Below are 16,847 nucleotides of genomic sequence, written 5' to 3'. Positions count from 1 at the left end.
CACCGCCACTTGGGCGAACCGGCGCCCGACGGCCCTGCGCTACAACTGACGGCATGCTCTTTCATGTCGTACCCGTGGACGAGTGGACGGCGGACGTGGACCGTCCGTACGCCCCGGCCTCGCTGACCACCGACGGCTTTGTGCACTGCTCGCCCGACGGGCCGGCCGCACTCGCCATCGCCAACGGCCCGTTCCGCGACCTGCCCGACCTGCTGGTGCTTCTGATCGACGAGGCCGCGCTCGGCTCCGAGGTCCGCTGGGAGGGTTCCGAGGACATGCTCTTCCCGCATGTGTACGGGCCGATCGAGCGGGCGGCCGTCACCGGAGTGCTCGCGGTGCGCCGGGACACGGACGGCCACGCGCGGGAGCTCACGCCCTGGGCGTGAAGCGGCGTACGACTGGACGCGGCGCTGCGGGTGCAGTTGCATGGTGGTCTGCGCATGCCCTGCCCACCGGGGAAGGCCGCCCATGAAGCCCTCAGGACCTCTGTTCACACTGCTGGCCGGGCTGTTGCTGGGCATTTTCATGCTCTCGCTCAACGCCACGACGGGGACGAAGGTCAAGTCCTCGTACGACGGGGCCACAGCGACACCGACGCCGACCGCTCCCGCATCCACACCCGCCACGAGCACGACGCCGCCCGCGGCCCCCTCCCCCACGCCGACCCCGGCGCCCGACTCCGCCTACGCGGGCCGTACGGCCGACGACACCGCCGCCGTCTCCGTATCCGTCCGCGACGGAAAAGCGATCGGGTACTTCTGTGACGGCAGGAGCCAGGAGTCCTGGCTGAAGGGCGATGTCGAGGACGACGGCAGCATGCGGCTGACCGGCGAGAACGGCGCCCGCCTCGACGGCGTTCTGCGCGCCGGGAAGATCGACGGTACGGTCGAAATCCGGGACCGGACCTGGCAGTTCTCCGCCGCCAAGGCGGTCAGGCCGTCCGGCCTGTACCGCTCCACCGCCGAGGTGCGCGGCGCGAAGATCGACGGCGGCTGGATCGTCCTGCCGGACGGCCGCCAGGTCGGAATCCTCAACCGCGACGGCAAGCCCGCCGCCGCGCCCCGGATCGACCCCGCATCCGGCGCCGTCGTGGTGGACGGCACCCGGCTCACCGCCCGCCCCGTCGTCCCCTGAGGTGCGTCATGAGTTTCGGTCCCCCCGTCGACCCCAACGCCCGCACCGCCTCGTTCCCGGCGAGCCCGAACAACCACGCGGGCCCGGGGGCCGCACGCTTCCTCGTCCCCGCTCTCGTCGCCGCCGCGGTCGCGGTCGGCCTCGGGGCGTACGGAAAGGTGCACGATCCGGCGGGCACGGCCTTCAACCTCGCCGGTTTCAGCAGCACCGGGGCGGTCAAGTCCTGGCTGGGCACGGCGGCCCTCGCCTTCGCCGTCGTCCAGGTCGGCTCGGCGTTGGCGATGTACGGCAGGCTGCCGGGCGTACGCGCCGCCTCCTGGACCCCCGCACTGCACCGCTGGTCGGGCCGGATCGCCTTTCTGCTCGCCGTGCCCGTCGCCGTCCACTGCCTGTACGGACTGGGCTATCAGACGTACAGCACGCGCGTTATGTGGCACTCGCTGCTGGGTTGCTTCTTCTTCGGCGTTTTCAGCGCCAAGATGCTCCTGCTGCGAGCGGAACGGCTGCCTGGCTGGCTGCTGCCGGTCGTCGGCGGAGCCGCCTTCACGGCGCTCACGGTGATCTGGCTGACCTCGGCGCTGTGGTTCTTCCGCACGATCGGGGTCACGACATAGGGAGACATACGGCCATGGAGACTCCGCGACGTACGGTGCTGGCGGTGGGCGCGGCGGGCGCCGCCGCGCTGGTGACCGGCTGCAGCAAATACGGCGACGAGGGCGGCGGTTCCGCCTCCGAGCAGCCGACGCCCGCAGCGCCGAAGACCGGCGAGCCGCAGAACAGCCCGGCACCTGCGGCCGGCGAGGAGCTCGCCAAGACCTCCGTCATCCCGGTCGGCGGCGGAAAGATCTTCGGCGACCAGAAGGTCGTCGTGACGCAGCCGACGTCGGGCGACTTCAAGGCCTTCTCGGCCATCTGCACCCATCAGGGCTGCACGGTCAACAAGGTCGCGGACGGCACCATCGACTGCCCCTGCCACGGCAGCAAGTTCAGCATCGAGAACGCCTCCGTCGTCGACGGCCCCGCGCCCAGGCCGCTGCCGCCGAAGCAGATCACCGTTTCCGGGGACACCATCATGCTGACCTAGCCTGCTCACGTACCCTCTCGCGCATGCCTCCCGAACCGGCCCCCGCAGCACTCGTACGCGACCGCACGATCTACTCCTGCGTGATGGGGTCGCGCGCCTTCGGGCTGGCCACGGACGGCAGCGACACCGACCGCCGCGGGATCTTCCTCGCCCCGGCCCCGCTCTACTGGCGCTTCGACAAGCCCCCGACCCACATCGAGGGACCGGCCGACGAGCAGTTCTCCTGGGAGCTGGAACGCTTCCTGGAGCTCGCACTGCGCGCCAACCCGAACGTCCTCGAGTGCCTGCACTCCCCGCTCGTCGAACACATCGACGACACCGGCCGTGAACTGCTCGCCCTGCGCGGTGCGTTTCTCTCCCGCGCCGCCCACCAGACCTTCGTGCGCTACGCGGACGGCCAGCGCAAGAAGCTGGCGGCGGACGTCCGCCGACACGGCGCCCCGCGCTGGAAGCACGCCATGCATCTGCTGCGTCTCCTTGGCAGCTGCCGTGATCTGCTGCGTACGGGCGAGCTGGTGATCGACGTCGGCGCCGACCGGGAGCGGCTGCTCGAGGTCAAACGGGGCGAGGTGCCGTGGCCGCGGGTCGAGGCGTGGATGACACGCCTCGCCGATGAGGCCGACGCCGCGGCGCCGGGCTCCCCGCTGCCGCCCGAGCCGGACCGGGCCCGGGTCGAGGACTTCCTGTTCCGTACGCGCAGGACCTCAGCCCTCCAGGCGTACGCGGACGACGAAGTCGCGCAGGGCTTCGTAGGCGGTGGGCTCGTCGGGTAGCCGCGAGGTCAGCCGAGCCTCGTCGAGTACGGCGTGCAGCGCGTCCACATCGGCGCGCGCGTCTGCTGGGCCGGCCCCCGACGCCGGGCCGTGTTCGGCGTCCGCCTTGGCCGCGATCAGGCCGGGCAGATAGCCCGGGGCGTCGACCTCCCCGAGCAGCGTGGGCAGATGCGCCTGCACCTCGCCGCTGCGCATCAGATGAATACCGGTGAGCAGCGCGCGGAAGGTGTAGAGCAGCGGTTTGAGCTCGCCGGTCTTCTCGAAGAGCCGCCACTGGGTGTTCGCGAACCCCCGGTAGTGGTGGGCGTGGTGGTTGGTGAGCACGCCCGGGGCGAGCTCCGCCAGCTCCGTATGGGCGTCCGATGTGTGCACCACCAGCGGCGACAGCAGCTGTTCCAGTACGTATCCGTTGCGCCGCAGCATCAGCCGTACGAACTTCCGTACGTCATGCGTGACCAGATCCATCTCGACGCCGTCCCGGTCCCACATCCGGGACCGGGTCTCCTCCGGTTCCTTCAGCCCCAGTAGCTCCGCCACGGGCAGCAGATGGATCCCGCGCAGGTCCACGTCCGAATCCCGGGACGGGAATCCGTACAGATGCGCCCCGGAGACGGTGGCGAACAGGAGCGGGTCGGGCTGTTCGGCGACGACGGGGCCGAGTTCCATGTCCAGCGGATCAGTCATGGATCAAGCGTCCCAGAGGGCTGCCAGCGACATCAGATCGCTGCGGTACTCGATCCGCTCGGACCACTCCTTGGGCCAGGCGCCGGCTCCCAGGTGCGCCCCGGCGAACGCGCCGGCGAGGCAGGCGATCGAGTCCGAGTCGCCTCTGGTGCAGGCGGCCCTGCGCAGGACCGTCACCGGCTCCTCGGGGAACATCAGGAAGCAGAGCAGGGCGGTGGCGAGCGCCTCCTCGGCGATCCAGCCGTCGCCCGTCGCCAGGCAGGGGTCGACCTCCGGCTGCGGGTCGCGCAGCGTGGTGGCGAGCCGTTCCAGGACCTGCAGGCACTCGTCCCAGCCGCGTGCGATGAACGCCTCGGGCGTCGGGTCGTGCGAGTAGGTCCACAGATTGCCCAGCCAGTGGTGGTAGTAGCGGCTGCGGTTCTCGTACGCGTACGAGCGCAGCTGTCCGACCAGCCCCATCGGCTCCGCGCCCTGCGCCAGCAGGAACACGGCGCGGGCCGTGAGGTCACTCGCAGCCAGCGCGGTGGGGTGGCCGTGGGTGAGCGCTGCCTGCAACTGCGCGGCGCCCGCCCGCTGTTCCTCGCTCAGCCCCGGTACGAGTCCGACCGGCGCGACCCGCATATTGGCGCCGCAGCCCTTGGAGCCGATCTGGCTGGCCTCCTGCCAGGGGAGGTCGCTGTCGAGCTTCTGGCAGGCGACCAGACAGGTCCGACCGGGCGCGCGGTTGTTCTCCGGGGAGTGGTACCAGTCGACGAACTCCTCGCGCACCGGCCGGGTCAGCCGGGAGGAGACGAGCAGTCCGCGGTCCATCGCGGTGCGTATGCCGCGCGCCAGGGCGAGCGTCATCTGGGTGTCGTCCGTGACGATCGCGGGCTTGGGGAGGTTCATCCCGCGCCACGGCCCGAATTTCGTGAGGATCTGCGGCACATCGTTGAACTCGGTCGGGAAGCCGAGAGCGTCCCCGAGCGCGAGCCCGATCAACGAGCCGGTGGCCGCCTGTTTGGTGATGGTCCTCGTGGTCTTCATGGTGGTCATGAGTGCCGTCCTTCCGGTCGCAGGAGTGGAGGGTGCAGGGCGGAGGCGGCACCCGCCCGGTACAGCGCGGCCGGTTTCCCGCGGCCGCCGGTGCGGCGTGGCGGACCCTCGACTGCCTCGACGAAGCCGGGCGTGGTGAGGACCTTGCGCCGGAAGTTGGGCCGGTCGAGTTCGACGCCCCAGACGGTCTCGTAGACCTGCTGGAGCTCCCCGAGAGTGAACTCGGCCGGGCAGAAGGTGGTGGCGAGGCAGGTGTACTCGAGCTTGGCGCCGATCCGGTGGTGTGCGTCGGCGAGGATCAGGTCGTGGTCGAAGGCGAGCCGGCCGACGGAGTCGAGGGGCGTCCACTGAGCGCGAGCCGCGTCGCCGCCGCCGCGTGGCTCCGGCAGATCCGGTACGAGCGCGGTGTACGCGACGGAGACGACGCGCATCCGGGGATCGCGGTCAGGATCGCTGTAGGTCCGCAGCTGCTCCAGGTGGAGGCCGGCGACGGTGTCCTGGGACAGGCTGGTCTCCTCGGCGAGTTCACGGCGCGCGGCGAGACCGGCGGACTCCTTGGGCCGTACGAAGCCGCCGGGCAGCGCCCAGGCGCCCTTGTACGGGTCCTCGCCGCGCTCGACGAGCAGGACATGCAGCCGGCCCTCGCGGACGGTGAAAACGGCGAGGTCGACGGTGACCGCGAAGGGCGGGAAGGCGCCCGCGTCGTAGCCCTTCATCATCGTTTCTCCGGGAGGGGGTCGGCGAGGTCCCAGCCTTCGTCGAGGAGCGCGTCCACAGCGGCGACGGCGGTGGCGAGCCGCTGCTCGTGCGGGCCGGTCAGCGCGACGGTCCGGCGTCCGGTGCGGGCCAGTTGTGCGGCGAAGCGGGCGGTCATCCAGGGTCGCAGATGCTCTCCGTCGCGCAGGCCGTCGTCCTCGAAGCCGACGCCGCGGTGGTCGGTGAGCAGCCACAGATGCTGCTGTCCGCGCGCGGCGATCCGCGCCACCTCCTCGTTCGGGCCGCCCATATAGCGCTCGTGCCAGATCGTGGTGGCGAAGGCGTCGGTGTCGCAGAACAGCACCGGCGATCCTGCTCGGGCGGCCTCGTCCTCCAGTTCCGTCTGCCGCCGGGCGATCAGCGGGAACTCCTCCGAGGTGAACTCGACCTCCTCCCAGCCCGCATCCGGCCGCCCGGTGCGCAGCTCGGCGAGCTTGTGCTCGCTGAACTCCCGTCCGTACTCCGGCACATAGCGGGTCTGCGTCCAGACGCCGCCGCGGTGCCGGAAGTGCTCGGCGAGCGCCCACGCCATCGTCGTGGTGCCCGTGGACTCGGCGCCGAGCACGACCACTCGCCGGGCGAGCGCCGCGCGCACGGGCGGTTCCAGGAAGTCCCAGCAGCCGACGGGGTCCTTGCGGACGGCCGTGCCGGAGACCGGGAAGACGGTGCGGTCGGGGTCGACGCACACGGACTCGGCGCCGAAGCGCCGCCCGAGCTCCTGGCCGTACGGCTCCGAGGTGAAGACGGCGTCGACCGGCTCGGGGACGGCGGCGCGGAAGACGGCCATGTGCGCCTCCCAGATGCCGGGGTCGTTCAGATCGACGTGGATGTCGTCGACGGCGCCCACGACCCGTACGTCCGGGTGCACCTCGCGCATCCAGCGCACCCGGTCGGCGAGCGGAATCGACTCCACCGAGGCGGCGCAGACCAGGACGGTCAGCCGCTCGCAGCGGTCGGCCGCGGTCCGTACGAGATGGTGGTGTCCGGCGTGCGGCGGATAGAACTTCCCGAGCACCAGGCCGTGCCGGTGGGTCTTCATGCGGTCGCCTCCGCCAACTCCCGTTGTTCCGCGGCCAGATCGCGCGACCAGCTGCGCAGTCCGATGACGCACAGCGTCATGAAGCCGACATACAGCAGGGCGGTGAGGTAGAGCTCCTTGTACGCGTAGAGCGGGATGTAGACCACGTCGGCCGCGATCCACAGCCACCAGGACTCGAGGCGCTTTCGGCACTGCCCGTACGTCGCCATCAGCGACAGGGCGGTGGTGAGCGCGTCCCAGAACGGGACGTTCGAGTCGGTGGCGCGGTCGAGGAGGAGCGTGAGCCCGAAAGTCCCCACCACCCCCGCCGCGAGCAGCCAGGTCCACTCGCTGCGCGTGGTGCGCCGCACCGGTAGTCCGTCGGGACCTGGTCCACCCCCGTGGGTCCAGGTCCACCAGCCGTACACGGCGAGGGTGATGAAGACGACTTGCAGGCCTGCGTCGGCGTACAGGCGGGCCTGGGTGAAGAGAAGGATGAAGAAGAGGTTGTTGGCGATGCCGATCGGCCAGTTGGCGATGTGCTGGCGGGCGACGAGCCAGACACAGAGCGCACCACTGCCGAAGCCGAGGACCTCGGTCCAGCTCACCGGGGTGTCGAGAACGGTGAACAGCGGCTGCTGCAGGGGCTCGAGAATGTCCGCGAGACTCACGCCCGCCTCCTTAATAGTCATGTTGACTATAAAGGTGAACCAACGGTCCCACAAGGCCGTTCACACAAGATGCAAGAAGCCCGCGGTCAGAGGTGACCGCGGGCTTCGCCCAGTGAACGGGGGTCTCTACAGGCCGACTTCCTTCATCAGCATGCCGACCTCGGTGTTGGTCATCCGGCGCAGCCAGCCGGACTTCTGGTCGCCGAGGGCGATCGGGCCGAAGCTGACCCGCACGAGCTTGTCGACCGGGAAGCCGGCCTCGGCGAGCATGCGACGGACGATGTGCTTCCGGCCCTCGTGGAGGGTGACCTCCACCAGGTAGTTCTTGCCGGTGTTCTCGACGACGCGGAAGTGGTCGGCGCGGGCGTAGCCGTCCTCGAGCTGGATGCCGTCCTTGAGCCGCTTGCCCAGGTCGCGCGGGAGCGGTCCCTGGATCGCGGCGAGGTAGGTCTTCTTCACGCCGTACTTGGGGTGGGTCAGGCGGTGCGCGAGCTCACCGTGGTTGGTGAGCAGGATGATGCCCTCCGTCTCCGTGTCGAGACGTCCGACGTGGAAGAGCCGGGTCTCGCGGTTGGTGACGTAGTCGCCCAGGCACTGCCGACCGTCCGGGTCCTCCATGGAGGAGACGACACCGGCGGGCTTGTTGAGCGCGAAGAAGAGGTACGACTGCGTGGCGACCGTCAGGCCGTCCACCTTGATCTCGTCCTTCTGCGGGTCGACGCGCCTGCCCTGCTCAAGGACGATCTCGCCGTTGACCTCGACACGGGCCTGCTCGATCAGTTCCTCGCACGCGCGGCGCGAACCCATACCGGCCCGGGCGAGGATCTTCTGCAGACGCTCGCCCTCCTGCTCGGCCCCGGGAAACGTCTTGGGCGTCTTGACCTGCGGCTTGTCGGCGTACCGGTCGCGGTTGCGCTGCTCGATCTTGGCGTCGAGCTCACGGGGACGGGATTCGCGCTGGCCGTGCGGGCCGCGACGCGGAGCACCGGCCCTGCCGCCGCCCTGCGGGGTCTTCGGGCCGCCCTTGGCGCCGCCGCGGGCGGACGCGCCGCGGCCGCCCGACTTGCCGCCCTCGGAACCCTGGCTGCCGCCGACGTCGTAGCGGCGCTCCTCGGGCCGGGGGCGGCGGGGGCGCTGCTCCTGCTTGTCGTCGCGCCCCTTGTCGTCGCGCCCCCTGCCGCCGGCACCCCGGGAGTCCCGGTTCCCGCCGGCGCCCCGGGAGTCCCGGTTGCCGCTTCCGCTGTTCCTGCCGCTGCTTCGCATCAAAATTCCGTCTTGTCGTCTGCGTCGGTGTCCGGTGCGTCCGGATCGAACGACGGCACACCCTCTTGCGTCTCGGCCTCGATCGCTTCCGCCTCGGGGAGGAAGGGCGCGAGCTCCGGGAGCTCGTCCAGGCCTCGCAGGCCCATCCGCTCCAGAAAGTAGTTCGTCGTCCTGTACAGGATCGCACCTGTTTCAGGTTCCGCGCCCGCCTCCTGGACCAGACCGCGCTGGAGGAGGGTGCGCATGACGCCGTCGCAGTTCACTCCGCGTACGGCGGAGACGCGTGATCGGCTGACCGGCTGCCGGTACGCGACGACCGCGAGGGTCTCCAGGGCGGCCTGGGTGAGCCGCGCCTGCTGCCCGTCGAGAACGAAGCGCTCGACGGCGTCGGCGTACTCCGCCCGCGTGTAGAACCGCCAGCCGCCCGCGACAAGCCGCAGTTCGAAGCCTCGGCCCTGGACGGTGTACTCGTCCGCGAGCTCCCGCAGCGCGTCGGCGACCGCCCTGCGCGGCTGCTCCAGGACCTTGGCGAGGTGCTCCTCGGTGGCCGGCTCGTCGACGACCATGAGAACGGCTTCGAGCGCGGGCTTGAGATCACTCACGCGTTCCCCTCCTGCTCCTGGTTCTCGCGAACCTCTTGATCGAATTCATCGGTGACCAGGGGCTGCTCCGCGCCCGCGCCGCCGGTCCAGCGCACCATCAGCTCGCCGAGGGCATCTTCCTGGTCCAGGATGACGGCCTTCTCGCGGTAGAGCTCCAGCAGCGCGAGGAAGCGGGCGACGACGGTGAGGGTGTCGGGTGCGTCGGCGGCGAGCTCCTGGAAGCTGACCGCCCCGGCCTCCCGCAGCCGCGCGACGACCACCTCGGCCTGTTCGCGCACGGACACGAGGGGCGCGTGGATGTGGTCGATGTACACCTGCGGCTTGGGCCGGGGCTGCATCGCCTTCACAGCGAGCCTGGCGAAGCCTTCGGCCCCAATGCTGATGACGACCTCGGGCAGCAGCTCGGCGTGGTGGTCCTCGAGCCCGACGGTCCTCGGGTAGCGCTTGCCCTCCACATCCAGCCGCGCGCTGAAGATCTCGGCGATCTGCTTGTACGCGCGGTACTGCAGCAGCCGCGCGAAGAGCAGATCGCGCGCCTCGAGCAACGCGAGGTCGGCCTCGTCCTCCACTTCGGCGGCGGGCAGCAGCCGCGCGGCCTTGAGATCGAGCAGCGTGGCGGCGACGACGAGGAACTCGGTGGTCTGATCGAGATCCCAGTCGGGCCCCATGGCCCGGATATGCACCATGAACTCATCGGTGACCTTGGAGAGAGCGACCTCGGTCACATCGAGCTTGTGCTTGGAAATGAGCTGCAGGAGAAGGTCGAAGGGCCCTTCGAAGTTGGCGAGCCGTACTTTGAACCGCCCGTCGTCGGGGGGCTGAGGCGCGGCCGCGGGCTCCGCGGGCGGGGTTGCCGGAACCGTGGGCGCGGGGGCCTCCGGCGCGGTCTCGGCCTCGGCCGCCACGGAGGAGCCGGGCGACTCCGCCACCGTGGTCCCGCCGGGACGATCGTCGTCGTCGTGAAACTGGCGACCAGGACCCGGGGCCTCGCCCCCGCCCGGCTCCGAAACCGTCCCGGGCAGGAACACCGCCTCCGGCCCGCCGGAACCACCGTCGTCGCCGTGAAACAGGCGACCAGGGCCCGGGGCCTCGCCCTCGCCCTCGCCCGCGGCAGCAGCCACCCCGGCCTCCGGCGCGGCAAGCTCTGGCCCGCTCACCACCGCGGTGGCCTCCGCCCGAGCGGGCAGCTCCGGCTCCGGCTCCGCCTCCACGGACGCGCCCGCAGGGCCCTCCGGCGCGCCATTGTCACCGCGCAGCGGGCGCCCCGGTCCCGGGGCCTCGTCCGCACCGGCGGCGGAGCCGCCTGTCGAGGCAGCGGGAAGGGGCGGGGTGGGGAAAACCTCCCCCGGCGCCACCACTGCCGGCTCCCCGTCCGCACCGCCCCGCTCCAGCCGCTCGTCCCCCGGCTCGGGGGCCGGTACGGCAGGCGGAGGCGACCCGCCGCGGTCCGTGCCGGGGCCGCGACCCAGCGAGCGCCGGGGCGGGCGGGTGGAGTCGTCGGTCGGCGGCATCGCGGTCCAGGGGCAAAAGGAGCAGGCAGGGCAGCGCGCAGGCTACCGTCAGCGGCCGCGCAGACGTCGCACGAGAATGCTCGCGTCGCCGCGCTGCTCGAGATCCGCCAGCACCACCGCCACCGCTTCGCGAACGATCCGTCCGCGGTCGACGGCCAGCCCGTGCTCACCGCGCAGCACCAGCCGCGCGTGCTCGAGGTCCATCAGTTCCTCGGCCGAGACGTAGACCGTGATCTTCTCGTCGTGCCGTTCACGGCCACTGGGCCGACGGTTCGCGCCACGCTGCCGGCGGCGCGTCTGTCCGGTCGGCGACACGGCGGCGGCTCCGGACGCGGCAGCGTCCTGCTGGCGGCGCCCCTTGGCACCGTCGGCCGACGCGGCCCGGTCGGCCTCCGCGCCCCGGCTGCGTCCTTCCGCGTGGCCGTCCGCGTCCGCCGCGGAGTGCTCCTCCGAGGAAGAGGCAGAGGCAGCCGCGGAGGACGAGGACGCGGAGGACGACACCTCAGCCGCCCCCTCCCCGACCGGATCGCTCTCACCCGCCGGCGCCGGCACCCTCGCCTCGCCGTTCGCCTGCCGCCGCGGGGACGACGACTGAAGTGCCATGCCCCCGGTCGTACGGAACAGTTCGTCGGCCCCGGGCAGACTCACTCGGCGTGACACCGGGCGAGCACCTCCCTGGCGAGCTGACGGTACGCGGCGGCGCCGACGGAGTTCGATGCGTACGTGGTGATGGGCTCACCGGCGACCGTGGTCTCCGGGAAGCGCACGGTCCGGCCGATCACCGTGTGGTAGACGTGATCGTCGAAGGCCTCGACCACCCGCGCCAGCACCTCACGGCTGTGCACCGTACGGGAGTCGTACATCGTGGCGAGGATTCCGTCGAGCTCCAGGTCGGGGTTGAGCCGCTCCTGGACCTTCTCGATCGTCTCGGTCAGCAGCGCCACACCGCGCAGCGCGAAGAACTCGCACTCGAGCGGCACGATCACCTTGTGCGCCGCGGTCAGCGCGTTCACCGTGAGCAGGCCCAGCGAGGGCTGACAGTCGATCACGATGTAGTCGTAGTCGGACAGCAGCGGCTTCAGCGCACGCTGCAGCGTGGACTCGCGCGCGACCTCGCTCACCAACTGCACTTCCGCGGCCGAGAGATCGATATTGCTCGGCAGCAGGTCCATATTGGGCACGGCGGTCTTGAGCAGCACCTCGTCCGCCGACATGCCCCGCTCCATGAGCAGGTTGTAGACGGTGAGGTCGAGCTCCATCGGGTTGACGCCGAGGCCGACCGACAGGGCTCCCTGCGGGTCGAAGTCGACGAGCAGCACACGCCGTCCGTACTCCGCGAGCGCGGCGCCCAGGTTGATGGTCGACGTCGTCTTGCCGACGCCGCCCTTCTGGTTGCACATCGCGATGATCTTCGCGGGACCGTGATCGGTCAGCGGGCCCGGGATCGGGAAGTACGGCAGGGGCCGCCCGGTGGGGCCGATCCGCTCGCGGCGCTGACGCGCGGCGTCAGGGGCGAGGGTGGCCGCATACTCGGGGTCGGGCTCGTACTCGGCATCGGGGTCGTAGAAGTGCCCTTCGGGGACTTCCTCGTAGGCGGCGAAGTGGGTGGACTCTCGGCCACTCTCGTTGCCGGCCATGGCGTTCACGTGTTGGCCGTCCATCATCTTCATCGTGTGGGCTGTCGTCGTGTGCGTCGTGTGCTGTTGTGTCGCGAAGGTTCGGACAGCGACGGAGCCGACAGCCTCGAGCCCGGGCTGTTCCCTTGACGGGACCTGGCCCCGCGCAGGCATTCCCGGTTGACCACCCCCGGGAGTAAATGTCGACTCATTCACAAGTCGTCTTACCTCCTTGGACGTGACCAGGAAACTTATCGATAGGTCAGCGTGGCACCATGCCGACGGTTGGCGACTCTATGGCGTGTCACCGGTCCGCAGCAACACAATCCGCCGGACCCGGCTCGATGTGTCGGCAACCGAACAGCCTTCTGTCAAGGGTGCTCAGGACTCTTGGCGTGACCTGGCCCGGACGTTTCGAGGGTGCACGAAACGGTTAAAGGGTTACGTTCGAGGCGAGTTGAGCGAGCCTCACAAAGCGGGCGGATACGCATCCGGCCGGACCTTGCTCGGCAAGGTCCGGCCGTGGGCGCGATATTGACGAGGCGCGTTGACGCGTCAGCCGAGCAACGTGCTCAGTTCGGTGCTCTCCAGGCCGTGGGCCTCGGCGACGGGGCCGTAAACGACCTGGCCGTCATGGGTGTTGAGACCCTTGGCGAGCGCCGGGTCGCGGCGCAGCGCCTCGGCCCAGCCGCGGTTCGCGAGCTCCACGATGTACGGCAGCGTCGCATTGGTGAGCGCATAGGTGGAGGTGTTGGGCACCGCGCCGGGCATGTTGGCGACGCAGTAGAAGACCGAGTTGTGGACCATGAAGGTCGGCTCGGCGTGAGTGGTCGGACGCGAGTCCTCGAAGCAGCCGCCCTGGTCGATTGCAATGTCGACAAGTACACTTCCGGGCTTCATCTTGGCGACGAGCTCGTTGGTGACCAGCTTCGGGGCCTTGGCGCCCGGGATGAGAACGGCGCCGATGACGAGGTCCGCCTCGACGACGGCCTTCTCCAGCTCGAAGGCGTTGGAGACGATCGTCTTCACCTTGGTGCCGAAGACCTTGTCGGCCTCGCGCAGCTTGTTGATGTCACGGTCGAGCAGGGTGACGTGGAAGCCCATGCCGACGGCGATCTGCGTGGCGTTCCAGCCGGAGACGCCGCCGCCGATGACGACGGCCTCGCCGGCCGCCGTGCCCGGGACGCCGCCCGGCAGCACACCGCGGCCGCCGACCGAGCGCATCAGGTGGTACGCGCCGACCTGCGGGGCCAGCCGGCCCGCGACCTCGGACATCGGGGCGAGCAGCGGCAGCGCGCGGGTGGCGGTCTCCACGGTCTCGTACGCGATGGCGGTGGTGCCGGACTCGAGCAGCGCGTCCGTGCACTCGCGGGATGCGGCGAGGTGCAGGTAGGTGAAGAGGGTCTGGTCCTTGCGGAGGCGGTGGTACTCCTCGGCGATGGGCTCCTTGACCTTCAGCAGCAGGTCGGCGGTGGCCCAGACCTCGTCGGCGGTGGGCAGGATCTGCCCGCCGGCGGCGACGAACTCGTCATCCGTGATCGAGGAGCCGAGACCGGCGTTCTGCTCGATGAAGACCTGGTGGCCGTTGCGCACGAGCTCGTGCACACCGGCAGGGGTGATCGCCACCCGGAACTCGTTGTTCTTGACCTCGCGGGGGATGCCGACCTTCACGTCGATCACGGTCCTTGACTCAGGGGTATAAGGGTGCAATGCCATACATACCCGGATACGCGTGGCGCACCGGAAGACACCACGAGAGCATGTGGCAGAGCCAGTCTAATGAAGGACTTCGCGCTGTCTAGCCTTACAAAGCATTAATCTTTGGCCGAAGTGCTACGGATTTCGTAGGCACAACCCTCGGTACCCTCTGTTCCTAGCAGCTTCTCCGCCATGGCGCGGTGCAGCCTCGCGGCTGTCGGGTCGCCGAGCCGGTCCAGGGTGTCGGCCAGCCTGAGCTGCAGAGCTGCCTGCAGCCGTGCGTCCCCGGTCTGCCGCGCCCACTCCACCGCCTCCTGGCAGGTGCGCAAGCACTCCCCCGGCCGGCCCGCGTACTCCTGTACGCGCGCCACCTCGCTCAACGCTCGCGCCCGGGACGGGAGATCGCCGAGCCTGCGGTAGCCGGCCACCGCCGCCCGCCAGTTGCGCAGCGCCTCGCCGTACCGCCCCGCATAGGTGTGCACGGCACCCAGCCGGCCGTACAGCCGGGCCTCGTCGGCCCGCTCGCCGCGCGCCTGCCGCTGGGCGAGCGCCCGCCCGTACCAGTCCGCGCCCCGCTGCCAGTCCCCCAGCTCCTGGTAGGCACCACCTACGGATTCCATCGCGCGGCCCGTCGCGTACGGATCGTTCGCGGCCCGTCCGGCGTCCAGAGCCGCCCGGTAGCGGGCCAGCGCCTCCTCGGTACGACCGGTCTGAGCATCCAGATCGGCAAGATTCAGCAGGGCGGCGGCCCTTTCACGGTGCAGCCCGCGACGCTCGGCCACGCCGAGCACCAGCTGGTGCAGTCCGTAGAGCTCGGCAGCCGCGTCCTCGGTGCCGCGGTGCGCGGCCAGCGCCCGGACCAGGGCCGCGACCAGCCGCCGCGCCAGGGTGTCCAGCTCGCCGTCCTCGACCGCGAGCCGCGCCGAGGCCAGCAGCGCGGGCAGCCTGATCCGCAGCCACTCGGCGGCGGCCGGCGCGGTGGAGAACCGCAGCGCGCGCGGCAGACCGGCCAGCTTCACGCGGGCCGGGGAGCCGTCGGGCTCGGTGATCGCCCGGCAGGAGTGCAGCTGCCGTACGGTCCGCTCCAGCATCCGCGCCCGGGCCAGCTGTACCTCGGCCGGCCGGTCGTGCGCCTGCAGCAGGGTGCGCAGCAGCGGCAGGAGAGCGCCCGGCACCTCGTGGTGGTCGCCGGCCGAGCGCACAAATCCCAGGTCGGCGAGGTCGCAGAGGGTCGCTTCGGCGGTCTGCAACGAACAGCCGGCCAGCGCGGAGGCGGTGTGCGCGTCGGCGATCCCGCCGGGCGCGAGGGACAGCAGTCGCAGCATCCCGGCGGCCGACGACGGCAGGGACTCGTACACCAGCCGGAAGGCACGGGCCAGCGGCCGGCCGACCTTGGGCTGCTCGCTGTCGTCCGGCAGAGCGCGCAGCCGCTTGGCCACATCGGCGACCGACGCCCTCGGCCGGGCAGCGAGCCAGCCGCCGACCAGGACCAGCGCGGTGGGCAGCCCGCCGCACTCCTCCGCGATGGACTCGGCGGCCTGCGGATCCACGGTGATCCGCACCGATCCGGTGAAGGTGCCGAGCAGCTCGATCGCGGACTTGGCGTCCATGCCGCCGAGCGTGCACGGCCGTACATCCGGAATACCGGTGAGCGGGCCCTCTGCCACGGCCACGGCCAGGCAGTCGGGGTTGTCGGGCAGCAGCGGGTCGACCTGCTCGGCGTCCCCCGCGTCGTCGAGGAGCAGCAGCATCCGGCGTACGGTGAGCGCCTCGCGCACCATCCCGGTCAGCTCGTCCTCGCCGGCGCCGGGCGGCGACGCGATACCGAGGGAGTCGAGCAGTCCGCGGGCCGCCCGCTCCATCGGGACCCGCCGCCCGTCGGGCTCGGTCAGCCGGGCCCGCAGTACCCCGTCGGGGTAGTCGGCGGCGACCCTGCGGGCGAGTTCCTCGGCGAGCGCGGTGCGCCCGGAGCCGGGCCGCCCGGCGATCAGCAGCACCCGGGCACGCGGGGCCTTGCGTCCGGAGATGGTGTCCAGACCGGCTCGCTCGATATCGGCCCGAAGGGACTTCAGCTCCCGCTGGCGCCCGAAGAATTGGCTTCGGTACGCCTCGGCCGGGCCGCCCACGTCCACCGCCTGATCCGTCACGGGCCACGCTCCCGTCAGTCCGCGCACGAGCCGAGCCCGCAAGGGACTCCGCACGGGCGATCCGAGCGTAGTTCACGCTCTGCAACGAGCGCGGCAGAGCGCGGCGGGGGCATCGCCCGATCGGATCAGCGGATTGTCCGACCGGGACTTCTCCCGCGCGCCCCAGGCGTCACTCAGGCCTCGAACGGGCGCGCCGGCCACGGCGCCTCGGCCGGCCGCAGCGTGTCGACGCCGTCGCCGTTCAGCACGACGCTCAGCGACAGCACGCCCACCACCAGGCAGTTGTTGTGCAGGTCTCCGGCGAGCACACCGCGTACGAGATCCTCGAGCGGAACCCGGGCCAGCTCCATGTCGGCCTCCTCCTCGGAGACCTCGAAGCGCTCGCCCTCGGCCTCCGACAGATCGCGGGCGAGGAAAATCCGTACGGCCTCGTCGCAGCCGCCCGGCGTGGTGTAGACGTCGGCCAGCACCCGCCAGTCCTCGGCCTTGACATGCGCCTCCTCGTACAGCTCGCGCTGTGCGGCGTGCAGCGGGTTCTCGCCCGGCACATCGAGCAGACCGGCCGGGATCTCCCAGAGCTTGTGGTGCACGGGGTGCCGGTACTGGCGCAGTACGAGGACGCGGCCGGAGCCGTCGAGCGCGAGGACCGCAACGGAACCGGGGTGCACCTGGTAGTCGCGGCGCGCGACGGTGCCGTCCGGCATGACCACGTCGTCGGTACGGACACTGGTCTTGTTGCCCCTGAACGGCGTCGTGGTCGCGGTGACCGGCCATTCCTCGGGGGTGTCCCTGAACTCCATGTACGTCCTCCACACCACAAGCAGAAACCGGGGTACGAGTCCCAAAGGACACGTA

18 protein-coding genes are annotated in these 16,847 nt (G+C 70.8%); 5 read left to right on the top strand and 13 right to left on the bottom strand.

What is annotated here, in order from left to right; genetic code table 11:
* Window positions 1-53: 53 nt before the first annotated feature.
* The 5 genes from ACFYXH_RS38405 to ACFYXH_RS38385 all read left to right on the top strand — a co-directional run bounded on the left by ACFYXH_RS38405 (window position 54) and on the right by ACFYXH_RS38385 (window position 2,991).
* Window positions 54-386: a DUF952 domain-containing protein gene (locus ACFYXH_RS38405; RefSeq protein ID WP_389573371.1), complete on the top strand. Its 333-nt coding sequence runs from the start codon at window positions 54-56 to the stop codon at window positions 384-386.
* An 82-nt stretch (window positions 387-468) separates the two neighbouring features.
* On the top strand, window positions 469-1,134 hold the full coding sequence (locus ACFYXH_RS38400) for a hypothetical protein (RefSeq protein WP_389573368.1): 666 nt from the start codon (window positions 469-471) through the stop codon (window positions 1,132-1,134).
* Window positions 1,135-1,142: 8 nt separating this feature from the next.
* Window positions 1,143-1,748: a DUF6529 family protein gene (locus ACFYXH_RS38395; protein WP_389573366.1), complete on the top strand. Its 606-nt coding sequence runs from the start codon at window positions 1,143-1,145 to the stop codon at window positions 1,746-1,748.
* Window positions 1,749-1,762: 14 nt separating this feature from the next.
* Window positions 1,763-2,218, top strand: coding sequence for a Rieske (2Fe-2S) protein (locus tag ACFYXH_RS38390; RefSeq protein ID WP_389573363.1), 456 nt, complete (start codon window positions 1,763-1,765; stop codon window positions 2,216-2,218).
* 23 nt (window positions 2,219-2,241) lie between these two features.
* Entirely contained in the window at window positions 2,242-2,991 is a 750-nt protein-coding gene (locus tag ACFYXH_RS38385) for a DNA polymerase beta superfamily protein (protein ID WP_362689555.1), read from the top strand.
* Here the strand turns inward: ACFYXH_RS38385 and ACFYXH_RS38380 are convergent.
* The 13 genes from ACFYXH_RS38380 to ACFYXH_RS38320 all read right to left on the bottom strand — a co-directional run bounded on the left by ACFYXH_RS38380 (window position 2,923) and on the right by ACFYXH_RS38320 (window position 16,792).
* Window positions 2,923-3,675 (bottom strand): DNA polymerase beta superfamily protein, encoded by a 753-nt coding sequence (locus ACFYXH_RS38380; RefSeq protein ID WP_389573360.1) that lies wholly within the window; start codon window positions 3,673-3,675, stop codon window positions 2,923-2,925. The two genes, ACFYXH_RS38385 and ACFYXH_RS38380, sit on opposite strands and share 69 nt — an antisense overlap.
* A gap of 3 nt (window positions 3,676-3,678) precedes the next feature.
* Window positions 3,679-4,701: an ADP-ribosylglycohydrolase family protein gene (locus ACFYXH_RS38375; protein ID WP_389573500.1), complete on the bottom strand. Its 1,023-nt coding sequence runs from the start codon at window positions 4,699-4,701 to the stop codon at window positions 3,679-3,681.
* A 5-nt stretch (window positions 4,702-4,706) separates the two neighbouring features.
* Window positions 4,707-5,429 (bottom strand): NUDIX domain-containing protein, encoded by a 723-nt coding sequence (locus ACFYXH_RS38370; RefSeq protein ID WP_389573357.1) that lies wholly within the window; start codon window positions 5,427-5,429, stop codon window positions 4,707-4,709.
* Window positions 5,426-6,505, bottom strand: coding sequence for an AAA family ATPase (locus ACFYXH_RS38365; protein WP_389573354.1), 1,080 nt, complete (start codon window positions 6,503-6,505; stop codon window positions 5,426-5,428). Before ACFYXH_RS38365 ends, ACFYXH_RS38370 begins: the two co-directional genes overlap by 4 nt.
* Window positions 6,502-7,155 (bottom strand): nicotinamide riboside transporter PnuC, encoded by a 654-nt coding sequence (gene pnuC, locus ACFYXH_RS38360; protein ID WP_389573351.1) that lies wholly within the window; start codon window positions 7,153-7,155, stop codon window positions 6,502-6,504. Before pnuC ends, ACFYXH_RS38365 begins: the two co-directional genes overlap by 4 nt.
* Before the next feature lie 126 nt (window positions 7,156-7,281).
* The gene (locus ACFYXH_RS38355) at window positions 7,282-8,418 is read right to left on the bottom strand and encodes a pseudouridine synthase (protein ID WP_385307087.1); all 1,137 of its coding nucleotides are present in this window, start codon (window positions 8,416-8,418) and stop codon (window positions 7,282-7,284) included.
* Window positions 8,418-8,984, bottom strand: a complete 567-nt coding sequence (gene scpB, locus ACFYXH_RS38350) for an SMC-Scp complex subunit ScpB (protein ID WP_362689817.1) — start codon at window positions 8,982-8,984, stop codon at window positions 8,418-8,420. The genes ACFYXH_RS38355 and scpB overlap by 1 nt, the downstream gene beginning before the upstream one ends.
* A gap of 32 nt (window positions 8,985-9,016) precedes the next feature.
* The gene (locus ACFYXH_RS38345) at window positions 9,017-10,276 is read right to left on the bottom strand and encodes a segregation and condensation protein A (protein WP_389573497.1); all 1,260 of its coding nucleotides are present in this window, start codon (window positions 10,274-10,276) and stop codon (window positions 9,017-9,019) included.
* 303 nt (window positions 10,277-10,579) lie between these two features.
* Window positions 10,580-11,191 (bottom strand): hypothetical protein, encoded by a 612-nt coding sequence (locus ACFYXH_RS38340; RefSeq protein WP_389573348.1) that lies wholly within the window; start codon window positions 11,189-11,191, stop codon window positions 10,580-10,582.
* Complete coding sequence (locus tag ACFYXH_RS38335) at window positions 11,176-12,321, bottom strand: ParA family protein (RefSeq protein ID WP_327322702.1); 1,146 nt, start codon at window positions 12,319-12,321, stop codon at window positions 11,176-11,178. Before ACFYXH_RS38335 ends, ACFYXH_RS38340 begins: the two co-directional genes overlap by 16 nt.
* Window positions 12,322-12,702: 381 nt before the next feature.
* Complete coding sequence (ald, locus tag ACFYXH_RS38330; RefSeq protein ID WP_389573494.1) at window positions 12,703-13,818, bottom strand: alanine dehydrogenase; 1,116 nt, start codon at window positions 13,816-13,818, stop codon at window positions 12,703-12,705.
* A 143-nt stretch (window positions 13,819-13,961) separates the two neighbouring features.
* Window positions 13,962-15,992: a tetratricopeptide repeat protein gene (locus ACFYXH_RS38325; protein ID WP_389573344.1), complete on the bottom strand. Its 2,031-nt coding sequence runs from the start codon at window positions 15,990-15,992 to the stop codon at window positions 13,962-13,964.
* A gap of 173 nt (window positions 15,993-16,165) precedes the next feature.
* Window positions 16,166-16,792, bottom strand: coding sequence for an NUDIX domain-containing protein (locus ACFYXH_RS38320; RefSeq protein WP_389573342.1), 627 nt, complete (start codon window positions 16,790-16,792; stop codon window positions 16,166-16,168).
* Window positions 16,793-16,847 lie beyond the last annotated feature (55 nt).

This window comes from Streptomyces sp. NPDC002730, from assembly GCF_042888805.1.
Taxonomy (GTDB): domain Bacteria; phylum Actinomycetota; class Actinomycetes; order Streptomycetales; family Streptomycetaceae; genus Streptomyces.
The sequence above is the reverse complement of the archived record's forward strand: the minus strand, read 5'-3'. Positions and strand labels throughout refer to the sequence as shown.

Coding starts and splice junctions, on each gene's coding strand:
- ACFYXH_RS38400 (WP_389573368.1), top strand. CDS start 469: ATGAAGCCCTCAGGACCTCTGTTCACACTGCTGGCCGGGCTGTTGCTG.
- ACFYXH_RS38335 (WP_327322702.1), bottom strand. CDS start 12,321: ATGCCTGCGCGGGGCCAGGTCCCGTCAAGGGAACAGCCCGGGCTCGAG.
- ACFYXH_RS38355 (WP_385307087.1), bottom strand. CDS start 8,418: ATGCGAAGCAGCGGCAGGAACAGCGGAAGCGGCAACCGGGACTCCCGG.
- ACFYXH_RS38320 (WP_389573342.1), bottom strand. CDS start 16,792: ATGGAGTTCAGGGACACCCCCGAGGAATGGCCGGTCACCGCGACCACG.
- ACFYXH_RS38370 (WP_389573357.1), bottom strand. CDS start 5,429: ATGATGAAGGGCTACGACGCGGGCGCCTTCCCGCCCTTCGCGGTCACC.
- scpB (WP_362689817.1), bottom strand. CDS start 8,984: ATGGTCGTCGACGAGCCGGCCACCGAGGAGCACCTCGCCAAGGTCCTG.
- ACFYXH_RS38385 (WP_362689555.1), top strand. CDS start 2,242: ATGCCTCCCGAACCGGCCCCCGCAGCACTCGTACGCGACCGCACGATC.
- ACFYXH_RS38365 (WP_389573354.1), bottom strand. CDS start 6,505: ATGAAGACCCACCGGCACGGCCTGGTGCTCGGGAAGTTCTATCCGCCG.
- ACFYXH_RS38405 (WP_389573371.1), top strand. CDS start 54: ATGCTCTTTCATGTCGTACCCGTGGACGAGTGGACGGCGGACGTGGAC.
- ACFYXH_RS38390 (WP_389573363.1), top strand. CDS start 1,763: ATGGAGACTCCGCGACGTACGGTGCTGGCGGTGGGCGCGGCGGGCGCC.
- ACFYXH_RS38395 (WP_389573366.1), top strand. CDS start 1,143: ATGAGTTTCGGTCCCCCCGTCGACCCCAACGCCCGCACCGCCTCGTTC.
- ACFYXH_RS38375 (WP_389573500.1), bottom strand. CDS start 4,701: ATGAAGACCACGAGGACCATCACCAAACAGGCGGCCACCGGCTCGTTG.
- ACFYXH_RS38380 (WP_389573360.1), bottom strand. CDS start 3,675: ATGACTGATCCGCTGGACATGGAACTCGGCCCCGTCGTCGCCGAACAG.